We start from the raw sequence: 15927 nt of genomic DNA, 5'->3' as shown, positions 1-15927 counted from the left end.
GGCCTGAACTACTTGTTGGGGCCGAGCTCGATCGGCACGCCGACCAGCGAGCCATATTCGGTCCACGAGCCGTCGTAGTTCTTGACGTTCTCCTGGCCCAGGAGCTCGTGCAGCACGAACCAGGTGAGCGCGGAGCGCTCACCGATGCGGCAGTAGGCGATGGTGTCCTTCGCCAGGTCGACCTGCTCGGCCTGGTAGAGGGCGGTGAGCTCCTCGTCGGACTTGAAGGTGCCGTCGTCGTTGGCGTTCTTCGACCACGGGATGTTGCGGGCGCTCGGGATGTGACCCGGGCGCTGCGACTGCTCCTGCGGGAGGTGCGCCGGCGCGAGCAGCTTGCCCGAGAACTCGTCGGGCGAGCGGACGTCGACCAGGTTCTTGGTGCCGATCGCGGCGACCGCGTCGTCACGGAAGGCGCGGATCGAGGTGTCCTGGGCCTGGGCCTTGTACGCGGTGGCCGGGCGGTTCGGGACCTCGGTGCCGTCGACCAGGTCGCGGGAGTCGAGCTCCCACTTCTTGCGGCCGCCGTCGAGCAGGCGGACGTCCTGGTGGCCGTAGAGCTTGAAGTACCAGTAGGCGTAGGACGCGAACCAGTTGTTGTTGCCGCCGTAGAGGACGACGGTGTCGTCGTTGGAGATGCCCTTGGCGGAGAGGAGCTTCTCGAAGCCCTCCTGGTCCACGAAGTCGCGGCGGACCGGGTCCTGGAGGTCGCTCTTCCAGTCGATCCGGACGGCGTTGGTGATGTGGTTCTTGTCGTACGCGGACGTGTCCTCGTCCACCTCGACGATGACGACGTTCGCGTCGTTCAGGTGGGCCTCGACCCAGTCGGCGTCTACAAGGACGTCGCTGCGGCTCATGGTGTTCTCCTCCGGGGCAGTGTGCGGCGGGGTGGTGCTGGTGGTGCGGGGTGCGTGCGTCCGGGTGCGGCCGCGGAATCCTGTTGCGGGGAGGCTTCAGGAGGGCGGGAGGCAGGGGCGGTCACACGGGAAAGCGGAAGGCCGTCGTCCGGCTATGGAGCGGGATGCGCTCACACGTCACATGGATCGACAGAGCATGGCGGCGACGCGACACAGGTCTACTGCCCGCCGCTTCGTGAGATCCGCCTGCTGATGCTTCATAGCCATGGATCGTAGGGACGAATCGGCCGCCCTGTCACCGCCGTGTCATATTTCGAGACAGGATCGTCCGAATACTGAGATCAGACTCCTTGCCGATCCTCCGGGACGGGGTGTACGGGGGCTCGTACGGCCCTCCCATCTGCGGATCGGACCCGCTCGTCTCACTATCCGGCCAATGCGAGATTGGTACCGCCCAGGGTGAGCTCCAGACCCGCCTGGCCCGAGGTCAGCCCCGTCAGCCGGACCCCCGACGGCAGTCCCTCGTCGATCCGCCGGTCGAAGTCGGTCTTCTTGCGCACCACGGACTCGATCCCGGGGAGGCCCTCACCCGGCACCTCGTCGGCGCGGACCCGGACGATCTTCCCGCCCTTCCCGCCGGGGGCGTCGACCAGCGAGACCGTCGACACCACGCTGCGGCTGAGCGTCCGGCCGAGGAACTCCACGCTCGCGGTGACCTTCAGCTTGCCCGGCGCACCGCCGTAGGCGACCGTCACCCCGGGCTGGGCGGCCGCGGTCAGGTCGGCGTACGAGACCAGGGCCGAGCCCTCGGCGGACCGCGCGGTGCCGCCGCTGTAGTCGCCGTTCAGCTCCACGCCCCGGAAGGCGACCCGCAGCCCGGACAGGTGCGTCGTACGGCCGTCCGGGGTCGCCACGTCGACGCCGGCCACCTTCAGGTCGACCTGGCCGAGGTCGTGCGAGAGCGCCTGGGTCAGGAAGGGGAACCCGTGGATGTCCACGCCCACCCCCGACAGGCCCTGCCGGGCCTGGATCCGCTCAGCCATCCGGTCCTCGGCGTAACCGGCCGCCCAGCGGTCCAGCCCGACGAGCAGACCGCCCAGGACCACTCCGATGATCACAACGACACGCAGGACACGCACGTGCCCACCCCCCAGACGATTGGTACGTCGGGCCAGTGGACCATGTCCGGCCGTGAGGGCGCTGTCAGATGACGGGGCGTGAGCAGGTGTGCGTGAGCAGGTGTGGCGACGCCCGCCCCGGTCTACCGGGACGGGCGCTCGGGAGGGGAAGGCCCGGGCCTCAGCCCACCACCCTGCCGATCAGGTAGACCGCCGGGGCCGCCGCGGCCAGCGGCAGCGCGACACCGGCCGTCATGTGGACGAACTTCGACGGATAGTCGTACGCCGCCACGCGCAGCCCGATCAGCGCGCACACCCCGGCCGCCAGGCCGATCAGCGCCCCGCCCGCGCCCACGGAGGTCAGCCCGCCCACTGCGATGCCCGCACCGGCCGCGGCGGCCAGCGAGACGCCGACCGAGGGCGCGGTGGGCAGCGGGAGCGCCCGGGCGAAGACCGCCACCGCCACGGCGGCGGCGCCCACGGTCGCGGCGGCGGAGTCGGCCGCGAGGTACCCGGCGCAGATGATGGCGAGCGCGGCCGAGGCCACCGAGGCCATCAGCCCGTACATCCGCTCGTCCGGATCGGCGTGGCTGCGCAGCTGGAGCACCAGCGTCAGCAGCACCCAGGCGCCGAGGGTGCCGACGATCGCACCGGGGCCGTACGGCTCCCCCACCGCGAGCACGGCCGCATCGGCGGCGACCGCCCCCGCGAAGGCCAGGGCGATGCCCTGACGGGCCGGCCACATGCCGTTGAGGCGGAACCAGCCCGCCGCGGTGAGGCCCTGGAGGGCGATCAGGGGCGCGAGCAGCGCGTACTCGCTCACCGCCGCGGCGGCCGCGAGGACCAGCCCGAGGACGGCCGTCAGTATGGCCGCCTGCGGACCCGGATCGATGATCGGCGAGCGGCCTTCGGCGCGGGCCTGGGCCGGGTCCACGGCGCGCAGCGTGTTGCCGGCGAGCGTGGGCGGCGACCAGGCGGGCTCCTCCTCGGCGGCCCCGCCGGCCACCGGGTCGGCGGGCGCCCCGCCGGGGACCTCGGCCGCCTGCTGCGGGAGGTACGGGGCCTGCTCCGCGACCCACTCCTGGCCGGGAGCCGGAGCGGGGACGGGGGCCTGGGCCTGGGGGTGGGCCTGTGCCTGGGCCTGTTCCTGGAAGGGGTCGGCCGGGGCCGGGTAGGCGGCGGCCGGGTACGCCGCATCACCCCACGGCTGCTGCGGCTCGGCCTGCGGGGCCTGCGCCTCCTCGCGGAACCAGTGGTCCGGGGCCGCGGTCTGCGGGTAGGCGGCCGGAGCCGCGTACGGATCCGCGTAGGGGTCCGCGTACGCCTGCTGCTGCCCCCACTCCTGACCGGCGACGGGCGCCTGCGGCTGGGCCTGCGCCTCCGGCTGTCCCAGCCCCTGCCCCTGCCCCTGGCCCTGCGGCTCCTCGCGGAACCAGCCCTCGGGCGCGACCGGGTACTGCGCCGGTACGCCGTCCAGCGGGGCCTGGACCGGCTGGTACGAGGTGTCCCACGTCGGGGACTGCCAGGTCTGGGTCCCGTACGGATCGGGCTGCTGCTCCTGCTGCTGGTCCAGGTACTGCTGCTGCTGTTGCTGCCGCTGCTGTTCCTCGGGCGTGCTCGGTGTAGTCATCGGGCTCCGCTCACCCGCCCGCGAACGGTGGGAGCACCTCCACGGTGCCCCCCTCGGTCAGCTCGACGGAATCGTGCGGGCGCTTGCCCACGGGATCTTCGTTCACGAGGAAGGAGCAGCGCAGCAGGACCCGGGTCAGCTCCCCGGGGTGGCGTTCCCGCACGGCGTCGAGCGCCTCGGCCAGTGTCCGCGCCGAGTACGGCTCCTCCGCCGTCTTGGCCGCGGCCTTCGCCGCCGCCCAGTAGCGGATGGTTCCGGTTGCCACTGCACGCTCCTCTCGTCGGCGCTCTGCCGTCGGCCTCCATCATGACCCCTCCTGCCCCCGATCCCGGCGTGCCTCCGCGCGCCCCGCGTGCGCCCGAGCGGCCCGCACCGGGTCCACCGATCCGGTGAAACCGGCGCATATGCAGGTCCCGGGGGTGGTGGGAACCACAGAAGTGGAACGCTCCGAAGCCTCGGCCCCGCCCGGGCGGGTGGGCTATTCTGCTGCCGAGAGGATCCGGGCAACGTAGCCCCCGGGTCCTTTTGTGCTTTCAGCACGTTGAACGGACCGAGAACAGTGGTATCCATCCGGACCTCAGGGCGCGGGGACCGGCGGACACCAGGCAAGTCGTACGAAGCAGTGCCGCGAAAGTCCTCGACGGGACCGAGGAGGAACCGACGTGATGGACCAGCGAACCGTCGTGCAAGTGCAGGTGCGGGCAGAGGTACAGGCGCACGCACCTGCGCACGCACACCAGCAGTACTTCCGCCCGACCCGGGCAGGTGGTCGAGCATGAGCTCACTCCTGCTCCTGACCAATGCCCTGCAGCCCTCGACCGAGGTCCTGCCGGCCCTCGGCCTGCTGCTCCACAGCGTCCGGGTGGCTCCCGCCGAGGGCCCCGCCCTCGTGGACACCCCGGGCGCCGACGTGATCCTCGTCGACGGCCGCCGCGACCTGCCCCAGGTGCGGTCGCTGTGCCAGCTGCTCCGCTCGACGGGGCCCGGCTGTCCGCTGATCCTCGTCGTCACCGAGGGCGGCCTCGCGGCCGTCACCGCCGACTGGGGCATCGACGACGTCCTCCTCGACACCGCGGGACCGGCCGAGGTCGAAGCGCGGCTGCGCCTCGCCACGGGCCGCCAGCAGCTCGGCTCGGACGACTCCCCCATGGAGATCCGCAACGGAGACCTGTCGGTCGACGAGGCGACGTACTCGGCGAAGCTGAAGGGCCGGGTCCTGGACCTGACCTTCAAGGAGTTCGAGCTCTTGAAGTACCTCGCCCAGCACCCGGGCCGGGTCTTCACCCGTGCGCAGCTCCTCCAGGAGGTGTGGGGCTACGACTACTTCGGCGGCACCCGCACCGTCGACGTGCACGTACGGCGTCTGCGCGCGAAACTCGGGCCCGAGCACGAGTCGCTGATCGGTACCGTCCGCAACGTCGGGTACCGCTTCGTCACGCCGGAGAAGGTGGAACGGGCGGCGGCGGAAGCGGCCGCGCAGGCGGCCACGAAGGCGGCGGCCGAAGCCTCCGCGCGGGCCGCGGCGGCACTCACCCGGATGGACTAGGGGGTCCGCGGGAATGACCTCCTCCGGACGCCCTGCCCAGAGGTAGGTCACCCCGCGTAGACTTCCGCGCGTGGCCAAGGTGACGCGGGATGACGTGGCACGACTTGCGGGTACTTCTACCGCCGTCGTGAGCTACGTCATCAACAACGGACCCAGGCCGGTTGCCCCGGCCACGCGCGAGCGTGTCCTCGCCGCGATCAAGGACCTGGGCTACCGCCCGGACCGGGTCGCCCAGGCGATGGCCTCACGGCGCACCGACCTCATAGGCATGATCGTCCCCGACGCGCGCCAGCCGTTCTTCGCGGAGATGGCGCACGCGGTCGAGCAGGCCGCCGCCGAGCGCGGAAAGATGGTGCTCGTCGGGAACTCCGACTACCGCACCGAGCGCGAGGTCCACTACCTGCGGGCCTTCCTCGGCATGCGGGTCTCCGGACTCATCCTGGTCAGCCAGGGCATGAGCGAGCAGGCCGCCAGCGAGATCGAGGCCTGGGACGCCCGGGTCGTCCTCCTCCACGAACGCCCCGAGGCCATCGACGACGTCGCGGTCGTCACCGACGACATCGGCGGCGCCCAGCTCGCCACCCGCCACCTCCTGGAACACGGGCACGAGTACGTCGCCTGCATCGGCGGCATCGAGAACACCCCGTCCGTGGGCGACCCGGTGGCCGACCACGTCGAGGGCTGGCGCCGGGCCATGCAGGAATCCGGCCGCTCCACCGAGGGCCGGATCATCGAAGCCCCGTACAACCGCTACGACGCGTACAAGGTCGCCCTGGAGGTCCTGGCCAAGCCCGACCGGCCGACCGCGATCTTCTGCGCCACGGACGACCAGGCGATCGGCGTGCTGCGGGCCGCGCGCGAGCTCCGCATCGACGTCCCCGAGCAGCTCGCGGTCGCCGGCTTCGACGACGTCAAGGAGGCGGCCCTCACGGACCCGCCCCTCACCACCGTCGCCTCGGACCGCCCCGCGATGGCCCGCGCGGCGGTGGACCTCGTCCTCGACGACGCCCTGCGGGTGGCGGGCTCCCGCCGCGAACGCCTGAAGCAGTTCCCGTCGGCCCTGGTCATCCGCCGCTCCTGCGGCTGCCGCTAGTTCCTTCCTTCTTGACGCGCCGCTCGCACCGCTGCGCGGGCTTCGCGCCGCTGCGCCGGACTCCGTCCGGCGGTGCCCGGTCGGGGCTGCCGCCACCGCCGTCCCGGCGCGGGGTCCGGTGGGCGGGTGCGGCTGGGTCGGCCCTGCGGGGCGAGGTCCCCTACCCGCCCTTCGCCCGTTCCCCGGGCTGCGCCCGGACCCGGTCCTCAAACGCCGGACGGGCTGGTTTTGCCGCTGCGCGGCACAATTCAGCCTCGCCGGCGTTTGAGGCGTGGGGTCTGGGGCGGAGCCCCGTAGGGCACCCCACCCGCTCCCCGGGCCGCCGGGCCCAGCCCGGGCTTATATCGGGCATACACGGTTCTGTCGGGCTTCTCAGGGGGGACTCAGGAAGCTCTCATGATCGGCGGACAGAGTCGTAGTCATGACCGAGAACCTCCGCCGCGAAGGCGAGTACCCCCAGGAAAACCGCCCCCAGCAGCCCGCCCCCTGGGGCGAGGACTGGCAGCGCGGTCGTGACCGGCTCGCCCAGGACGCCGCGGCCGCGTACCCGCCGCCGCCCTCCTACCCCCCGGCCCCGGCCCCGGGCTGGCACGAGGCCCACACTCCCCCGGTCATCCAGGGCGAGACCGTCCCCCAGACCAGCGGCGGCGGCAACGGCGGCGGCGGCTGGGAAACCTGGGGCGAGGCCGCCCCGGCGGCGCCCGCCCCGCAGGGGCAGGGCCACGCCCGTGCCAAGCGTCCGGTCGCCCTCCTCGCCGCCGTGGCCCTCGCGGCCGCCGTCGTCGGCGGCGGAACGGCCGCCGCCGTCCAGCAGATGCTGAACAAGACCAACGGCACCGGCACCGGCGTCAACGGCAGCACCATCTCCCAGTCGAACAACGGCACCGTCACCGGCGTCGCCGAGAACGTCAGCCCCTCCGTCGTCCGCATCGACACCCGCACCGGCTCCGGCCAGGGCACCGGTTCCGGCGTCGTGATCACCGCCGACGGCGAGATCGTCACCAACAACCACGTGATCGACGGCGCGAGCCAGATCCAGGTGACGATGAGCGACGGCAAGAAGTACAACGCGAAGATCGTCGGTACGGACCCGGACAAGGACCTCGCCCTCATCAAGCTGGAGGGCGCGAGCGGCCTCAAGCCCGCGAACCTCGGCAACTCCGACAACCTCAAGGTCGGCGACGAGGTCGTCGCCATCGGCTCCCCCGACCGCCTCACCGGCACGGTCACCAGCGGCATCGTCTCCGCGCTCGACCGTGAGGTGAACGTCCCGAAGTCCGAGCAGAAGCAGCAGTCCCCCGAGGACGGCTTCCCGTTCTCCTACGGCGGCCAGCAGTTCAACGGCAACACCGGCACCGACACCACCTCGTACAAGGCCATCCAGACGGACGCCTCGCTCAACCCCGGCAACTCCGGCGGCGCCCTCGTCAACATGAACGGCGAGATCGTGGGCATGCCCTCCGCGATCTACTCCCCCTCCAGCGGCAGCGGCTCCGCGGGCAGCGTCGGCCTCGGCTTCGCCATCCCGGTCAACACCATCAAGGCCGACCTCCCCTCGCTCCGCAAGGGCGGCCCCGGCGGTACCGGCAACAGCTCCGGCAACAACACGGGCAACACGGCGAACGGGTTCGGGACCTCCTTCTGAGCCCGACTGCCGGCCGCCCGTGCGAGCCTGGTAGGAGACCGACCACCACCTGGGGGGACCCCGTATGAGCGCCGAAGGCGACCAGCAGCGCATCCTCGTCGTCGACGACGAACCGGCCGTACGCGAGGCCCTGCGCCGCAGCCTGGCCTTCGAGGGGTACGGCACGCAGACCGCCGTCGACGGGCTCGACGCCCTCGACAAGGCGGACTCGTACGCCCCCGACCTGATCATCCTGGACATCCAGATGCCGCGGATGGACGGTCTGACCGCCGCCCGCCGGCTGCGCGCCGCCGGCAGCACCACGCCGGTCCTGATGCTGACCGCCCGTGACACGGTCGGCGACCGCGTCACCGGCCTCGACGCGGGCGCCGACGACTACCTGGTCAAGCCGTTCGAGCTGGACGAGCTCTTCGCCCGGGTCCGCGCCCTGCTGCGCCGCAGCTCCTACGCCGCCGCCCCCGGGGACGGCGGTCCCGGCGACGCCGACGCGCTGACCTTCGGCGACCTGCGCATGGACCTCGCCACCCGCGAGGTCACCCGCGCCGGGCGCCCGGTGGAGCTGACCCGTACCGAGTTCACCCTGCTGGAGATGTTCCTCGCGCACCCGCGCCAGGTCCTGACCCGCGAGCAGATCCTGAAGACCGTATGGGGCTTCGACTTCGAGCCCAGCTCCAACTCCCTGGACGTGTACGTGATGTACCTGCGCCGCAAGACCGAGGCCGGTGGCGAGCCCCGCCTGGTCCACACCGTACGAGGGGTGGGCTACGTCCTGCGTGCCGCCGGGGCCGGCGACCACCCCGGCGGTCCGGAGTGAGCCCCACCGCCAGATTCCGCGGGCTGCCGCTCCGTTCGCGGCTGGCCCTGCTGGTCACCGTCGCGGTGGCGCTGGCGGTCGCGGCGGTCGCCTGCGTCAGCTGGTTCATGGTCCGCACGCAGCTGAACGACCAGCTGAACAGTTCGCTGCGCTCCACCAACGCGCGGGCGCAGGCGAGTCAGACGCTGAACCAGATCAGGTGCCAGGACAAGGCTCCCGGCACCTTCGAGAACAACCTGAGCGCGCAGGTGCAGATCGTGCTCCCCACGGGCGGCCGCTGCTGGGTGGACGGGAAGGACACCCTCCCGGTCACCGACTACGACCTCGAAGTGGCCAAGGGGCTGCGCGGGGCGATCCTGTACGACGGCAGGACCACGGACGGCACGCCCGTACGCGTCTACACCCAGCCGGTGGAGCTGTCCTCCGGGCCGAACGTGCAGAACGCCGCGATCTCGGTGGCCAAACCCCTCTCGGACGTCACCGAACCGCTGTCCACGCTGGCCTGGGTGCTGCTCTTCGTCTGCGGGGTCGGCGTCCTCGGCGCCGGCGTCGCCGGCCTCTGGGTGGCCCGTACGGGGCTGCGCCCGGTCGACGAGCTGACCGGCGCGGTCGAGCACATCGCCCGCACCGAGGACCTCACCGTCCGCATCCCCGACGAGGGCGACGACGAGATCGCCCGCCTGTCGCGGTCCTTCAACTCCATGACGGCCGCGCTCGCCTCCTCCCAGGAGCGCCAGGCCCAGCTGATCGCGGACGCCGGGCACGAGCTGCGCACCCCGCTCACCTCGCTGCGCACCAACATCGAGCTGCTGGCGCGCAGCGAGGAGACCGGCCGGGCCATTCCGCCGGAGGACCGCAAGGAGCTGCTGGCCTCGGTCAAGGCCCAGATGACGGAACTGGCCTCGCTGATCGGCGACTTGCAGGAGCTGTCCCGCCCGGACGCGGCCGCCCCCGGCCCGCTCGGCGTGGTGGCCCTGCACGAGATCACCGGCGCGGCGCTGTCCCGGGCCCGACTGCGCGGTCCGGAGCTGGAGTTCGACTCGGACCTGGCGCCCTGGTACGTGCGCGGCGAGGCGGCGGCCCTGGAGCGCGCGGTGGTCAACGTCCTGGACAACGCGGTGAAGTTCAGCCCGCCGGGCGGCTCCGTCACCGTGTCGCTGCGCGCGGGCGAGCTGACCGTACGGGACCGCGGCCCCGGCATCCCGGCCGACGACCTCCCGCACGTCTTCGAGCGCTTCTGGCGCTCCCCGTCCGCCCGGGCCCTGCCCGGCAGCGGCCTCGGCCTGTCCATCGTGGCCCGTACGGTGCAGCGCGCGGGCGGCACCGCCGCCCTGCGCGCCCCGGCGGACGGCGGCCCGGGCACCGAGGCGGTGCTCAGCATCCCGGGCGCCCCGACTCCGCCGCCGGCGCAGACGTCAGTTGTGCCGGATCAGTGAGGCGACCAGACCGGAGCGGGTGTTGGGGAAGTCCATCGGGACGATCCCGAGCCCGGTCCGGCCGGCCAGTTCCGAGCCGTCGACGAAGGCGTGCACCTGGGGGTTGAGCCGGTCGGAGTTCCAGCGGGGCGGCAGGGCCGCGGCCGTGCTGGTGTAGTTCATGAAGAACCTGCCGGGCTGCTGGACGGCCTTGCGGAACTGGTTCTCGATCTTGCCCCGCTTGGCGAAGGGCTCGGCCATGTAGTCGTCCTGGACGTCGAAGACGTTGCCGTCGCCGTACCGCAGGCCGCCGGGCAGACCCCCGTTGTCGGGGAGCAGGAGCACCTTTCCGCGGACCTGCCCGAGGGTGGGCAGCGAGTCGGCGACCTTGAACAGCGGGCTCCAGCCCCGGTTGTTCAGGTAGTCGTCGTAGACGGCGCGGAAGGTGGCGTCGCTCTCCTCGGAGTACTCCTGCTTGAGCCGCATCAGCACGGTCTCGGAGGGGTGCGCGGCGAGGAAGTTCCAGCAGGCCGCGAGGACGTCGCCGAACATCAGGTTCTGGTAGTACGCGCCGTGGTGGATCGCGAACGAGCCGCCGGTCACCCGGCAGCGGACGTCGAGGAAGCGGATCCCGGAGCCGAGCTGGTCGGCGATGGAGGTGTTCTGGCAGGCGACGTAGAGCCCGCCCCTGGTGGCGCCCGAATCGTGGGTGCCGGGGATGGTCATCCGCTGGAGGGCGGTGGAGTCGGCGAGCCCGCTCATCCAGTCCTGGGTGGAGAGTCCCGCGGCGGCGGCCGGCGCCGCACCGAGCCCGGCGACGGCGCCCGCGGCTCCCAGGGCGACCGCCCCGGCGCCCGCCAGGAAGCTGCGCCGGCGCAGCCCCGTAGCCGTACCCGCACCCGTATCCGCGCTCATATCCGTGCCTGCGCCCACGCCCGTGCCCACGCCCATGCCCGCCCCTTTGCCGACCCAGTGGTGGCCCGGATTATGGCGTGCGGAGCCACCCATTACTACCCACGGGTAGGGATCAGTTTTCGAGCAACTCCGCCATCAGGCGCAGCCCTTGGGCGAGGGACCGGCCGTCGGGCGCGTGCTCCGGGTCGGTCAGGCACTGCACCATGACCCCGGTCAGCAGCGCGATGTGCACCGACCCGAGGCTCCGTACGTCCTCCTCCGCGACCTCCTCCAGGGGGAGTCCGCGCAGCTGGGCGGCCACCATGCGCCGGGACCGGCGCTGGCCCTCGGCGAGGATCGCGAGCAGTTCGGGCGAGGACTGAGCGTGGACGAAGGCCTCCACGTTGGCGATCCAGAGCCAGCGCATGTCGCCGAAGTCCCGGATCTTGCGGTCCCAGGTGTCGGCGTACCGCTCCGTGGAGGTGGCCCCCTGGCCGGTGAGGCGCCCGGACCCGGCGGCCCACTCGTCCATGGCGGCGAAGAGGGCGAGGTTCAGCAGGGCCTCGCGCGAGCCGAAGTGGTAGCCGATCGCGGCCATGCTCACCTTCGACGCGGAGGCGATGTCGCGCACGGTCGTGCGCAGGTAGCCCTTCTCCTCCAGGCAGCGGCGCGCTCCGGCCAGCAGGTCCTCGCGATTTCCCATGCCGGGATCGTAGCCGCGCCCCCTGTTGGGCAAGCGCCCAAGACATACGTATTGCGCGCTTGCCCAAATCCTGACAGGCTCGGAGCGGGCACCGCGGAGACCGTCACCGCAGAGACACCGTCACCGCGGGCCACACGTCACCGCAGGACGAACAGGGGAGAGCCGACCCATGCGCCACACACTGACCATCGAAGGCCGCACGCTGTCGTACCTGGACTTCGGCGGCCCCGGCCGCCCCCTGCTCGCCCTGCACGGGGGCATGTCCGAGGGCCTCGCCTTCGCCGGCCTCGCCGAGGCCCTGGGCGAGGACTGGCGGATCATCGCCCCCGACCAGCGCGGCCACGGGGACTCCGACCGGGCCGCCGACTACGGCCGCACCGGCTACGTGTCCGACGCCGTCGCCCTCCTCGACCACCTCGGCCTGGACGCCCCCGTCGCCCTCCTCGGCTACTCCCTCGGCGGGCTCAACGCCGTCCACCTGGCCGCCGCCCACCCCGACCGGATCTCGGTGCTCATCGACACGGAGTCCGCCCTGGAGATCGACCCCGCGGACGGCGCGTGGACGCAGTTCCTGCGGGCCATGCGCTACACCGCGCCCACCCGCGAGGAACTCCTCGCCGCGGCCGGGCCGGTGGGCTCCCAGTTCGTCGCCCAGGCCCTGCGGCCGCTCCCCGACGGGGGCTGGCGGCTGCCGTTCCACCCGCAGGACATGCTCGACTCCGTCGAGGCCTGCCGCGGCGACCACTGGGCCGCCTGGCTCTCCAGCAGCTGCCCTGCGCTGCTGATCCACGGCACCCGCAGCGCCTCGCTCCCGCAGGCACAGGCCGACGCGATGGTCGCCGAGCGGCCCGGGACCTCGTACGCACCACTGGACGGCGAGCACTTCCTGCCGTTCACCGACCCGGAGGGCTTCCACGGCGCCGTCCGGACCTTCCTCGCCGGCCTCTGAGAACGCCGAAGGGGCGGCGGGGCGATTGGCCGGCGCCCCACCCCGTACAGGTGTTTCTTGTCGACCGTGATACGGTGCGCCGCCGGCGGGGCCCGCGGCGCCCCCCCCGGGGCGGGCCCCCACTCCCGGCCTAACCCCCCCCGGGCGGGAACCCCGGCCCCCGCCCGCCCCCCCCCCGCGGCCATCGCCCCCCGCGGCGGGGGGGGCGGGCCGCGGCCCCCCCGCCCCTCCCGGAACAGGTGTTACTTGACGACCGTGATCCGGTCCGCCGCCGGCGGGGCCAGCGGCGCCGCCGCCGAGGAGTGCCCGCTCAGGTAGGCGTTGAAGACGTCCAGGTCGGACGCGCCGACCAGCTTGTTCTTGTGCTCCTTCAGGACGGTGAAACCGTCACCGCCGCCCGCGAGGAACTCGTTCATCGCGACCCGGTAGGTCGCGGCGGGGTCGAGCGGCGCACCGTTCAGCTTCACCGAGTCCACGACGATGCGGTCGGCGCCCGCCTTCGTGGTGTCCAGGGTGTACGAGAAGCCCTTGGAGATCTGCAGGATCTTCGGGTTCGGACCGTTGACCGGGCCGCTGACCTGCTGCTGGAGCATGGTGACCAGCTGGGCGCCGGTCAGGTCGACGACGTTCATCATGTTGGTGAACGGCTGGACCGTGTACGACTCCCCGTACGTCACCACCCCGTCGCCCTCGGCGCCGGCGGCCTTGTAGGCCAGGTCCGCGCGGATGCCGCCCGGGTTCATGACGGCGAGCTGGGCGCCGCCCTTGGCCGCCGGGGCCAGGGCCTCCAGCTGCGCGTCGGCGATCACGTCACCGAGCGGCTTCTCGAACTCCGCCGAGCCGCGGCCGGCGATGTCGGCCGAGATGTAGCCCATGGGACGGTTCGCGATCGGCGCGGCCAGCGCGTTCCAGCGCTGGATGAGCGCGGTCAGGTCCGGGGCCTTGGGCTGGTCCCGGTTGACGAGCTTCTGGACCACCAGCGGCGAGGAGACCGGCGTACGGACGATGTCCTTGGTCCTGCGGTCGTACGTGAGGGTGGTGTCCGTGAACAGCCGGCCGTAGGAGGCGGCCGAGGTGACCGTGCGCGGGTTGCCCGCCGGGTCGGGGATGTTGCACGCGTACGCCTGGTGCGTGTGACCGGTGACCAGGGCGTCGACCTTCGGCGAGACGTTCTTCGCGATGTCGACGATGGCCCCGGAGATGCCGGCGCCCGCGCCCGGGACGTTGCAGTCGTAGTTGTACGCGCCGTTCGCGGGCAGACCGCCCTCGTGGATCAGCGCCACGATCGACTTCACGCCCTGCTTGTTCAGCTCGTTGGCGTACTTGTTGATCGTCTCGACCTCGTCGCCGAACTTGAGGCCCTTGACCCCGTCGGCCGTCACGACGTCCGGCGTGCCCTCCAGGGTGACGCCGATGAAACCGATCTTCACGTCCCCCTTCTTCCAGATGAAGGTGGGGTTCATCATCGGACGCTTCGTCTTCTGGTCCACCACGTTCGCCGCGAGGTACTTGAAGTCGGCGCCGCCGAACTCCTTGCCGTACTCGAAGCAGCCCTCGACCGGGTGGCAGCCGCCGTACTGCATGCGGCGCAGCTCGGTCTTGCCCTCGTCGAACTCGTGGTTCCCGACGCTGCTGACGTCCAGGTCGAGGTCGTTGAGGGCCTCGATGGTCGGCTCGTCGTGGAACAGGCCCGACACCATCGGGCTGGCGCCGATCATGTCGCCGGCGGCGGCGGTGACGGAGTACTTGTGGCCCTTGCGGGCCTCGCGCAGACCGGTGGCGAGGTACTCGACACCGCCCGCGGGTATGGCCTTGGTGGTGCCGTCGGCCTGACGCTCGGTCACCGTGCCCGAGGAGCCCTGCGGGGGCTCCAGCGTGCCGTGCAGGTCGTTGAACGACAGCATCTGCACGTCGACGGTGCGGCCGTGGTCATGGCCACCACCGTTACCACTCGCGGCTCCGGCCGGAAGGGCGGCGGCGACCATCGCCCCGCCCGCCGTGGCGACGGCGAGAGCGGTGAAGGCCAACCGGCGGACTCGGCGGTGCCGTTGTGGCGTCGCTGACATGTGGTCCCCTTTGCGGACAGCGATACATCTTGGGAGGTCTGCCGCAGCCTAGAGTCAACGCGCGTAGCGCGACAGGGGGTACCGGGTATCGAGCTGGTTACACGCAGGAGAAAAGCACCCGCCGACAGGCCCCTGGCAGGGCACTCCGCAGGGCACTCAGCAGGGCACTCGGCAGGGCACTCGGGGCCGCCCGCACGGCTGTCCCCCACCGTGGTCGTAGGCTCGGTTCCATGACTGACGACGCAGCAGTGGTCCTGGAGCCGGGACGGCAGATCCAGACCCTCGACGAACTGACGGACGAACAGGCCGACGCCGTCCTCGCCCTCATCGAGGACGCGGCCCGCACCGACGGCACCACCGCCGTGTCCGAGCAGGGCCGGCTCCAGCTGCGCGGCGGAGCACGGGAGGGGATCCGGCACTTCCTCCTCACCGCCGACGGACGGCTCACCGGATACGGGCAACTGGAGGACACCGACCCGGTGGAGGCCCCCGCCGCCGAGCTCGTCGTCCACCCCGCGCTGCGCGGGCGCGGGCACGGGCGGGCGCTGGGCACCGCCCTGCTGGCCGCCTCCGGCAAGCGGATCCGGGTCTGGGCGCACGGCGGCAAGTCAGCCGCCCGCCACCTCGCGCAGGTGCTCGGCCTGACCCTGTTCCGCGAACTGCGCCAGCTCCGCCGCCCGCTCGGCGAGTCCGCCGGCACAGCCACCGCCCTGCCGGAGGCCGCGCTCCCCGCGGGCGTGACCGTACGCACCTTCGTGCCCGGCTCCGACGACGCCGCCTGGCTGGCCGTCAACGCGGCGGCCTTCGCCCACCACCCCGAGCAGGGCTCGCTCACCCAGCGGGACCTGAACGACCGCATCGCGCAGCCCTGGTTCGACGCCAAGGGCTTCTTCCTCGCGGAGCGCGACGGCGAGCTGATCGGCTTCCACTGGACGAAGGTGCACGCCGAGCAGCAGCTGGGCGAGGTCTACGTGCTCGGGGTGCGCCCCGGCGCACAGGGCGGCGGCCTCGGCAAGGCCCTCACCGCGATCGGCCTGCGCCACCTGGCCGCGGCGGGGCTGCCCACCGCGATGCTCTACGTGGACGCCGACAACCCGGCGGCCCTGGCCGTGTACGAGGGCCTCGGCTTCTCCACCCACGAGGTCGACCTGATGTACCGCACGGAGAGCTGACCGGCGGGCGGCGGCGGCCCCGGCACCT

15 protein-coding genes are annotated in these 15927 nt (G+C 72.3%); 7 read left to right on the top strand and 8 right to left on the bottom strand.

Annotation, left to right across the window (positions count from 1 at the left end; translation table 11 throughout):
- Nucleotides 1–8: 8 nt before the first annotated feature.
- From ACFWNV_RS24320 to ACFWNV_RS24300, 5 genes are all read right to left on the bottom strand, one after another.
- Nucleotides 9–854, bottom strand: coding sequence for a sulfurtransferase (locus ACFWNV_RS24320; protein ID WP_383950770.1), 846 nt, complete (start codon nucleotides 852–854; stop codon nucleotides 9–11).
- Nucleotides 855–1031: 177 nt separating this feature from the next.
- Nucleotides 1032–1115 carry a putative leader peptide gene (locus ACFWNV_RS24315; RefSeq protein ID WP_350206375.1) on the bottom strand — a complete coding sequence of 28 codons (84 nt, stop codon included), beginning with the start codon at nucleotides 1113–1115 and terminating at the stop codon, nucleotides 1032–1034.
- Nucleotides 1116–1279: 164 nt separating this feature from the next.
- Nucleotides 1280–1993, bottom strand: coding sequence for a DUF2993 domain-containing protein (locus ACFWNV_RS24310; protein ID WP_383950767.1), 714 nt, complete (start codon nucleotides 1991–1993; stop codon nucleotides 1280–1282).
- A gap of 160 nt (nucleotides 1994–2153) precedes the next feature.
- Entirely contained in the window at nucleotides 2154–3602 is a 1449-nt protein-coding gene (locus ACFWNV_RS24305; RefSeq protein ID WP_383950765.1) for a hypothetical protein, read from the bottom strand.
- A 10-nt stretch (nucleotides 3603–3612) separates the two neighbouring features.
- The gene (locus ACFWNV_RS24300) at nucleotides 3613–3867 is read right to left on the bottom strand and encodes a MoaD/ThiS family protein (protein ID WP_383950762.1); all 255 of its coding nucleotides are present in this window, start codon (nucleotides 3865–3867) and stop codon (nucleotides 3613–3615) included.
- A 510-nt stretch (nucleotides 3868–4377) separates the two neighbouring features.
- Here ACFWNV_RS24300 and ACFWNV_RS24295 point away from each other — a divergent pair.
- The 5 genes from ACFWNV_RS24295 (at nucleotide 4378) to ACFWNV_RS24275 (ending at nucleotide 10136) form a co-directional block, all read left to right on the top strand.
- Nucleotides 4378–5148: a response regulator transcription factor gene (locus tag ACFWNV_RS24295; protein WP_243339450.1), complete on the top strand. Its 771-nt coding sequence runs from the start codon at nucleotides 4378–4380 to the stop codon at nucleotides 5146–5148.
- Between the two features lie 70 nt (nucleotides 5149–5218).
- A complete protein-coding gene (locus tag ACFWNV_RS24290; RefSeq protein WP_383950760.1) occupies nucleotides 5219–6241 on the top strand; it encodes a LacI family DNA-binding transcriptional regulator in 1023 nt (340 codons plus the stop codon).
- A 421-nt stretch (nucleotides 6242–6662) separates the two neighbouring features.
- A complete protein-coding gene (locus tag ACFWNV_RS24285) occupies nucleotides 6663–7886 on the top strand; it encodes a S1C family serine protease (RefSeq protein WP_383950757.1) in 1224 nt (407 codons plus the stop codon).
- Nucleotides 7887–7950: 64 nt separating this feature from the next.
- The gene (locus tag ACFWNV_RS24280) at nucleotides 7951–8700 is read left to right on the top strand and encodes a response regulator transcription factor (RefSeq protein WP_383950755.1); all 750 of its coding nucleotides are present in this window, start codon (nucleotides 7951–7953) and stop codon (nucleotides 8698–8700) included.
- On the top strand, nucleotides 8697–10136 hold the full coding sequence (locus tag ACFWNV_RS24275) for an ATP-binding protein (protein ID WP_383950752.1): 1440 nt from the start codon (nucleotides 8697–8699) through the stop codon (nucleotides 10134–10136). The genes ACFWNV_RS24280 and ACFWNV_RS24275 overlap by 4 nt, the downstream gene beginning before the upstream one ends.
- On the opposite strand, the gene ACFWNV_RS24270 is transcribed toward ACFWNV_RS24275, so the two are convergent.
- Together ACFWNV_RS24270 and ACFWNV_RS24265 are read right to left on the bottom strand one after the other, a co-directional pair.
- Nucleotides 10116–11030, bottom strand: a complete 915-nt coding sequence (locus ACFWNV_RS24270; protein ID WP_383950750.1) for a phosphatidylinositol-specific phospholipase C — start codon at nucleotides 11028–11030, stop codon at nucleotides 10116–10118. The genes ACFWNV_RS24275 and ACFWNV_RS24270 overlap by 21 nt on opposite strands.
- A gap of 112 nt (nucleotides 11031–11142) precedes the next feature.
- Complete coding sequence (locus ACFWNV_RS24265) at nucleotides 11143–11712, bottom strand: TetR/AcrR family transcriptional regulator (RefSeq protein ID WP_383950747.1); 570 nt, start codon at nucleotides 11710–11712, stop codon at nucleotides 11143–11145.
- A 169-nt stretch (nucleotides 11713–11881) separates the two neighbouring features.
- Between ACFWNV_RS24265 and ACFWNV_RS24260 the strand changes: the two genes are divergently transcribed.
- The gene (locus ACFWNV_RS24260; protein WP_383950744.1) at nucleotides 11882–12661 is read left to right on the top strand and encodes an alpha/beta fold hydrolase; all 780 of its coding nucleotides are present in this window, start codon (nucleotides 11882–11884) and stop codon (nucleotides 12659–12661) included.
- A 242-nt stretch (nucleotides 12662–12903) separates the two neighbouring features.
- Here ACFWNV_RS24260 and ACFWNV_RS24255 read toward each other — a convergent pair whose 3' ends face one another.
- Nucleotides 12904–14727 (bottom strand): bifunctional metallophosphatase/5'-nucleotidase, encoded by a 1824-nt coding sequence (locus tag ACFWNV_RS24255; RefSeq protein ID WP_383950741.1) that lies wholly within the window; start codon nucleotides 14725–14727, stop codon nucleotides 12904–12906.
- Between the two features lie 230 nt (nucleotides 14728–14957).
- Here ACFWNV_RS24255 and mshD point away from each other — a divergent pair, with 230 nt between their 5' ends.
- On the top strand, nucleotides 14958–15899 hold the full coding sequence (gene mshD / locus ACFWNV_RS24250) for a mycothiol synthase (protein ID WP_383950739.1): 942 nt from the start codon (nucleotides 14958–14960) through the stop codon (nucleotides 15897–15899).
- Nucleotides 15900–15927: the final 28 nt, after the last annotated feature.

The sequence above is a fragment of the Streptomyces sp. NPDC058401 genome (assembly GCF_042722885.1).
Lineage (GTDB): Bacteria > Actinomycetota > Actinomycetes > Streptomycetales > Streptomycetaceae > Streptomyces.
The sequence above is the reverse complement of the archived record's forward strand: the minus strand, read 5'-3'. Positions and strand labels throughout refer to the sequence as shown.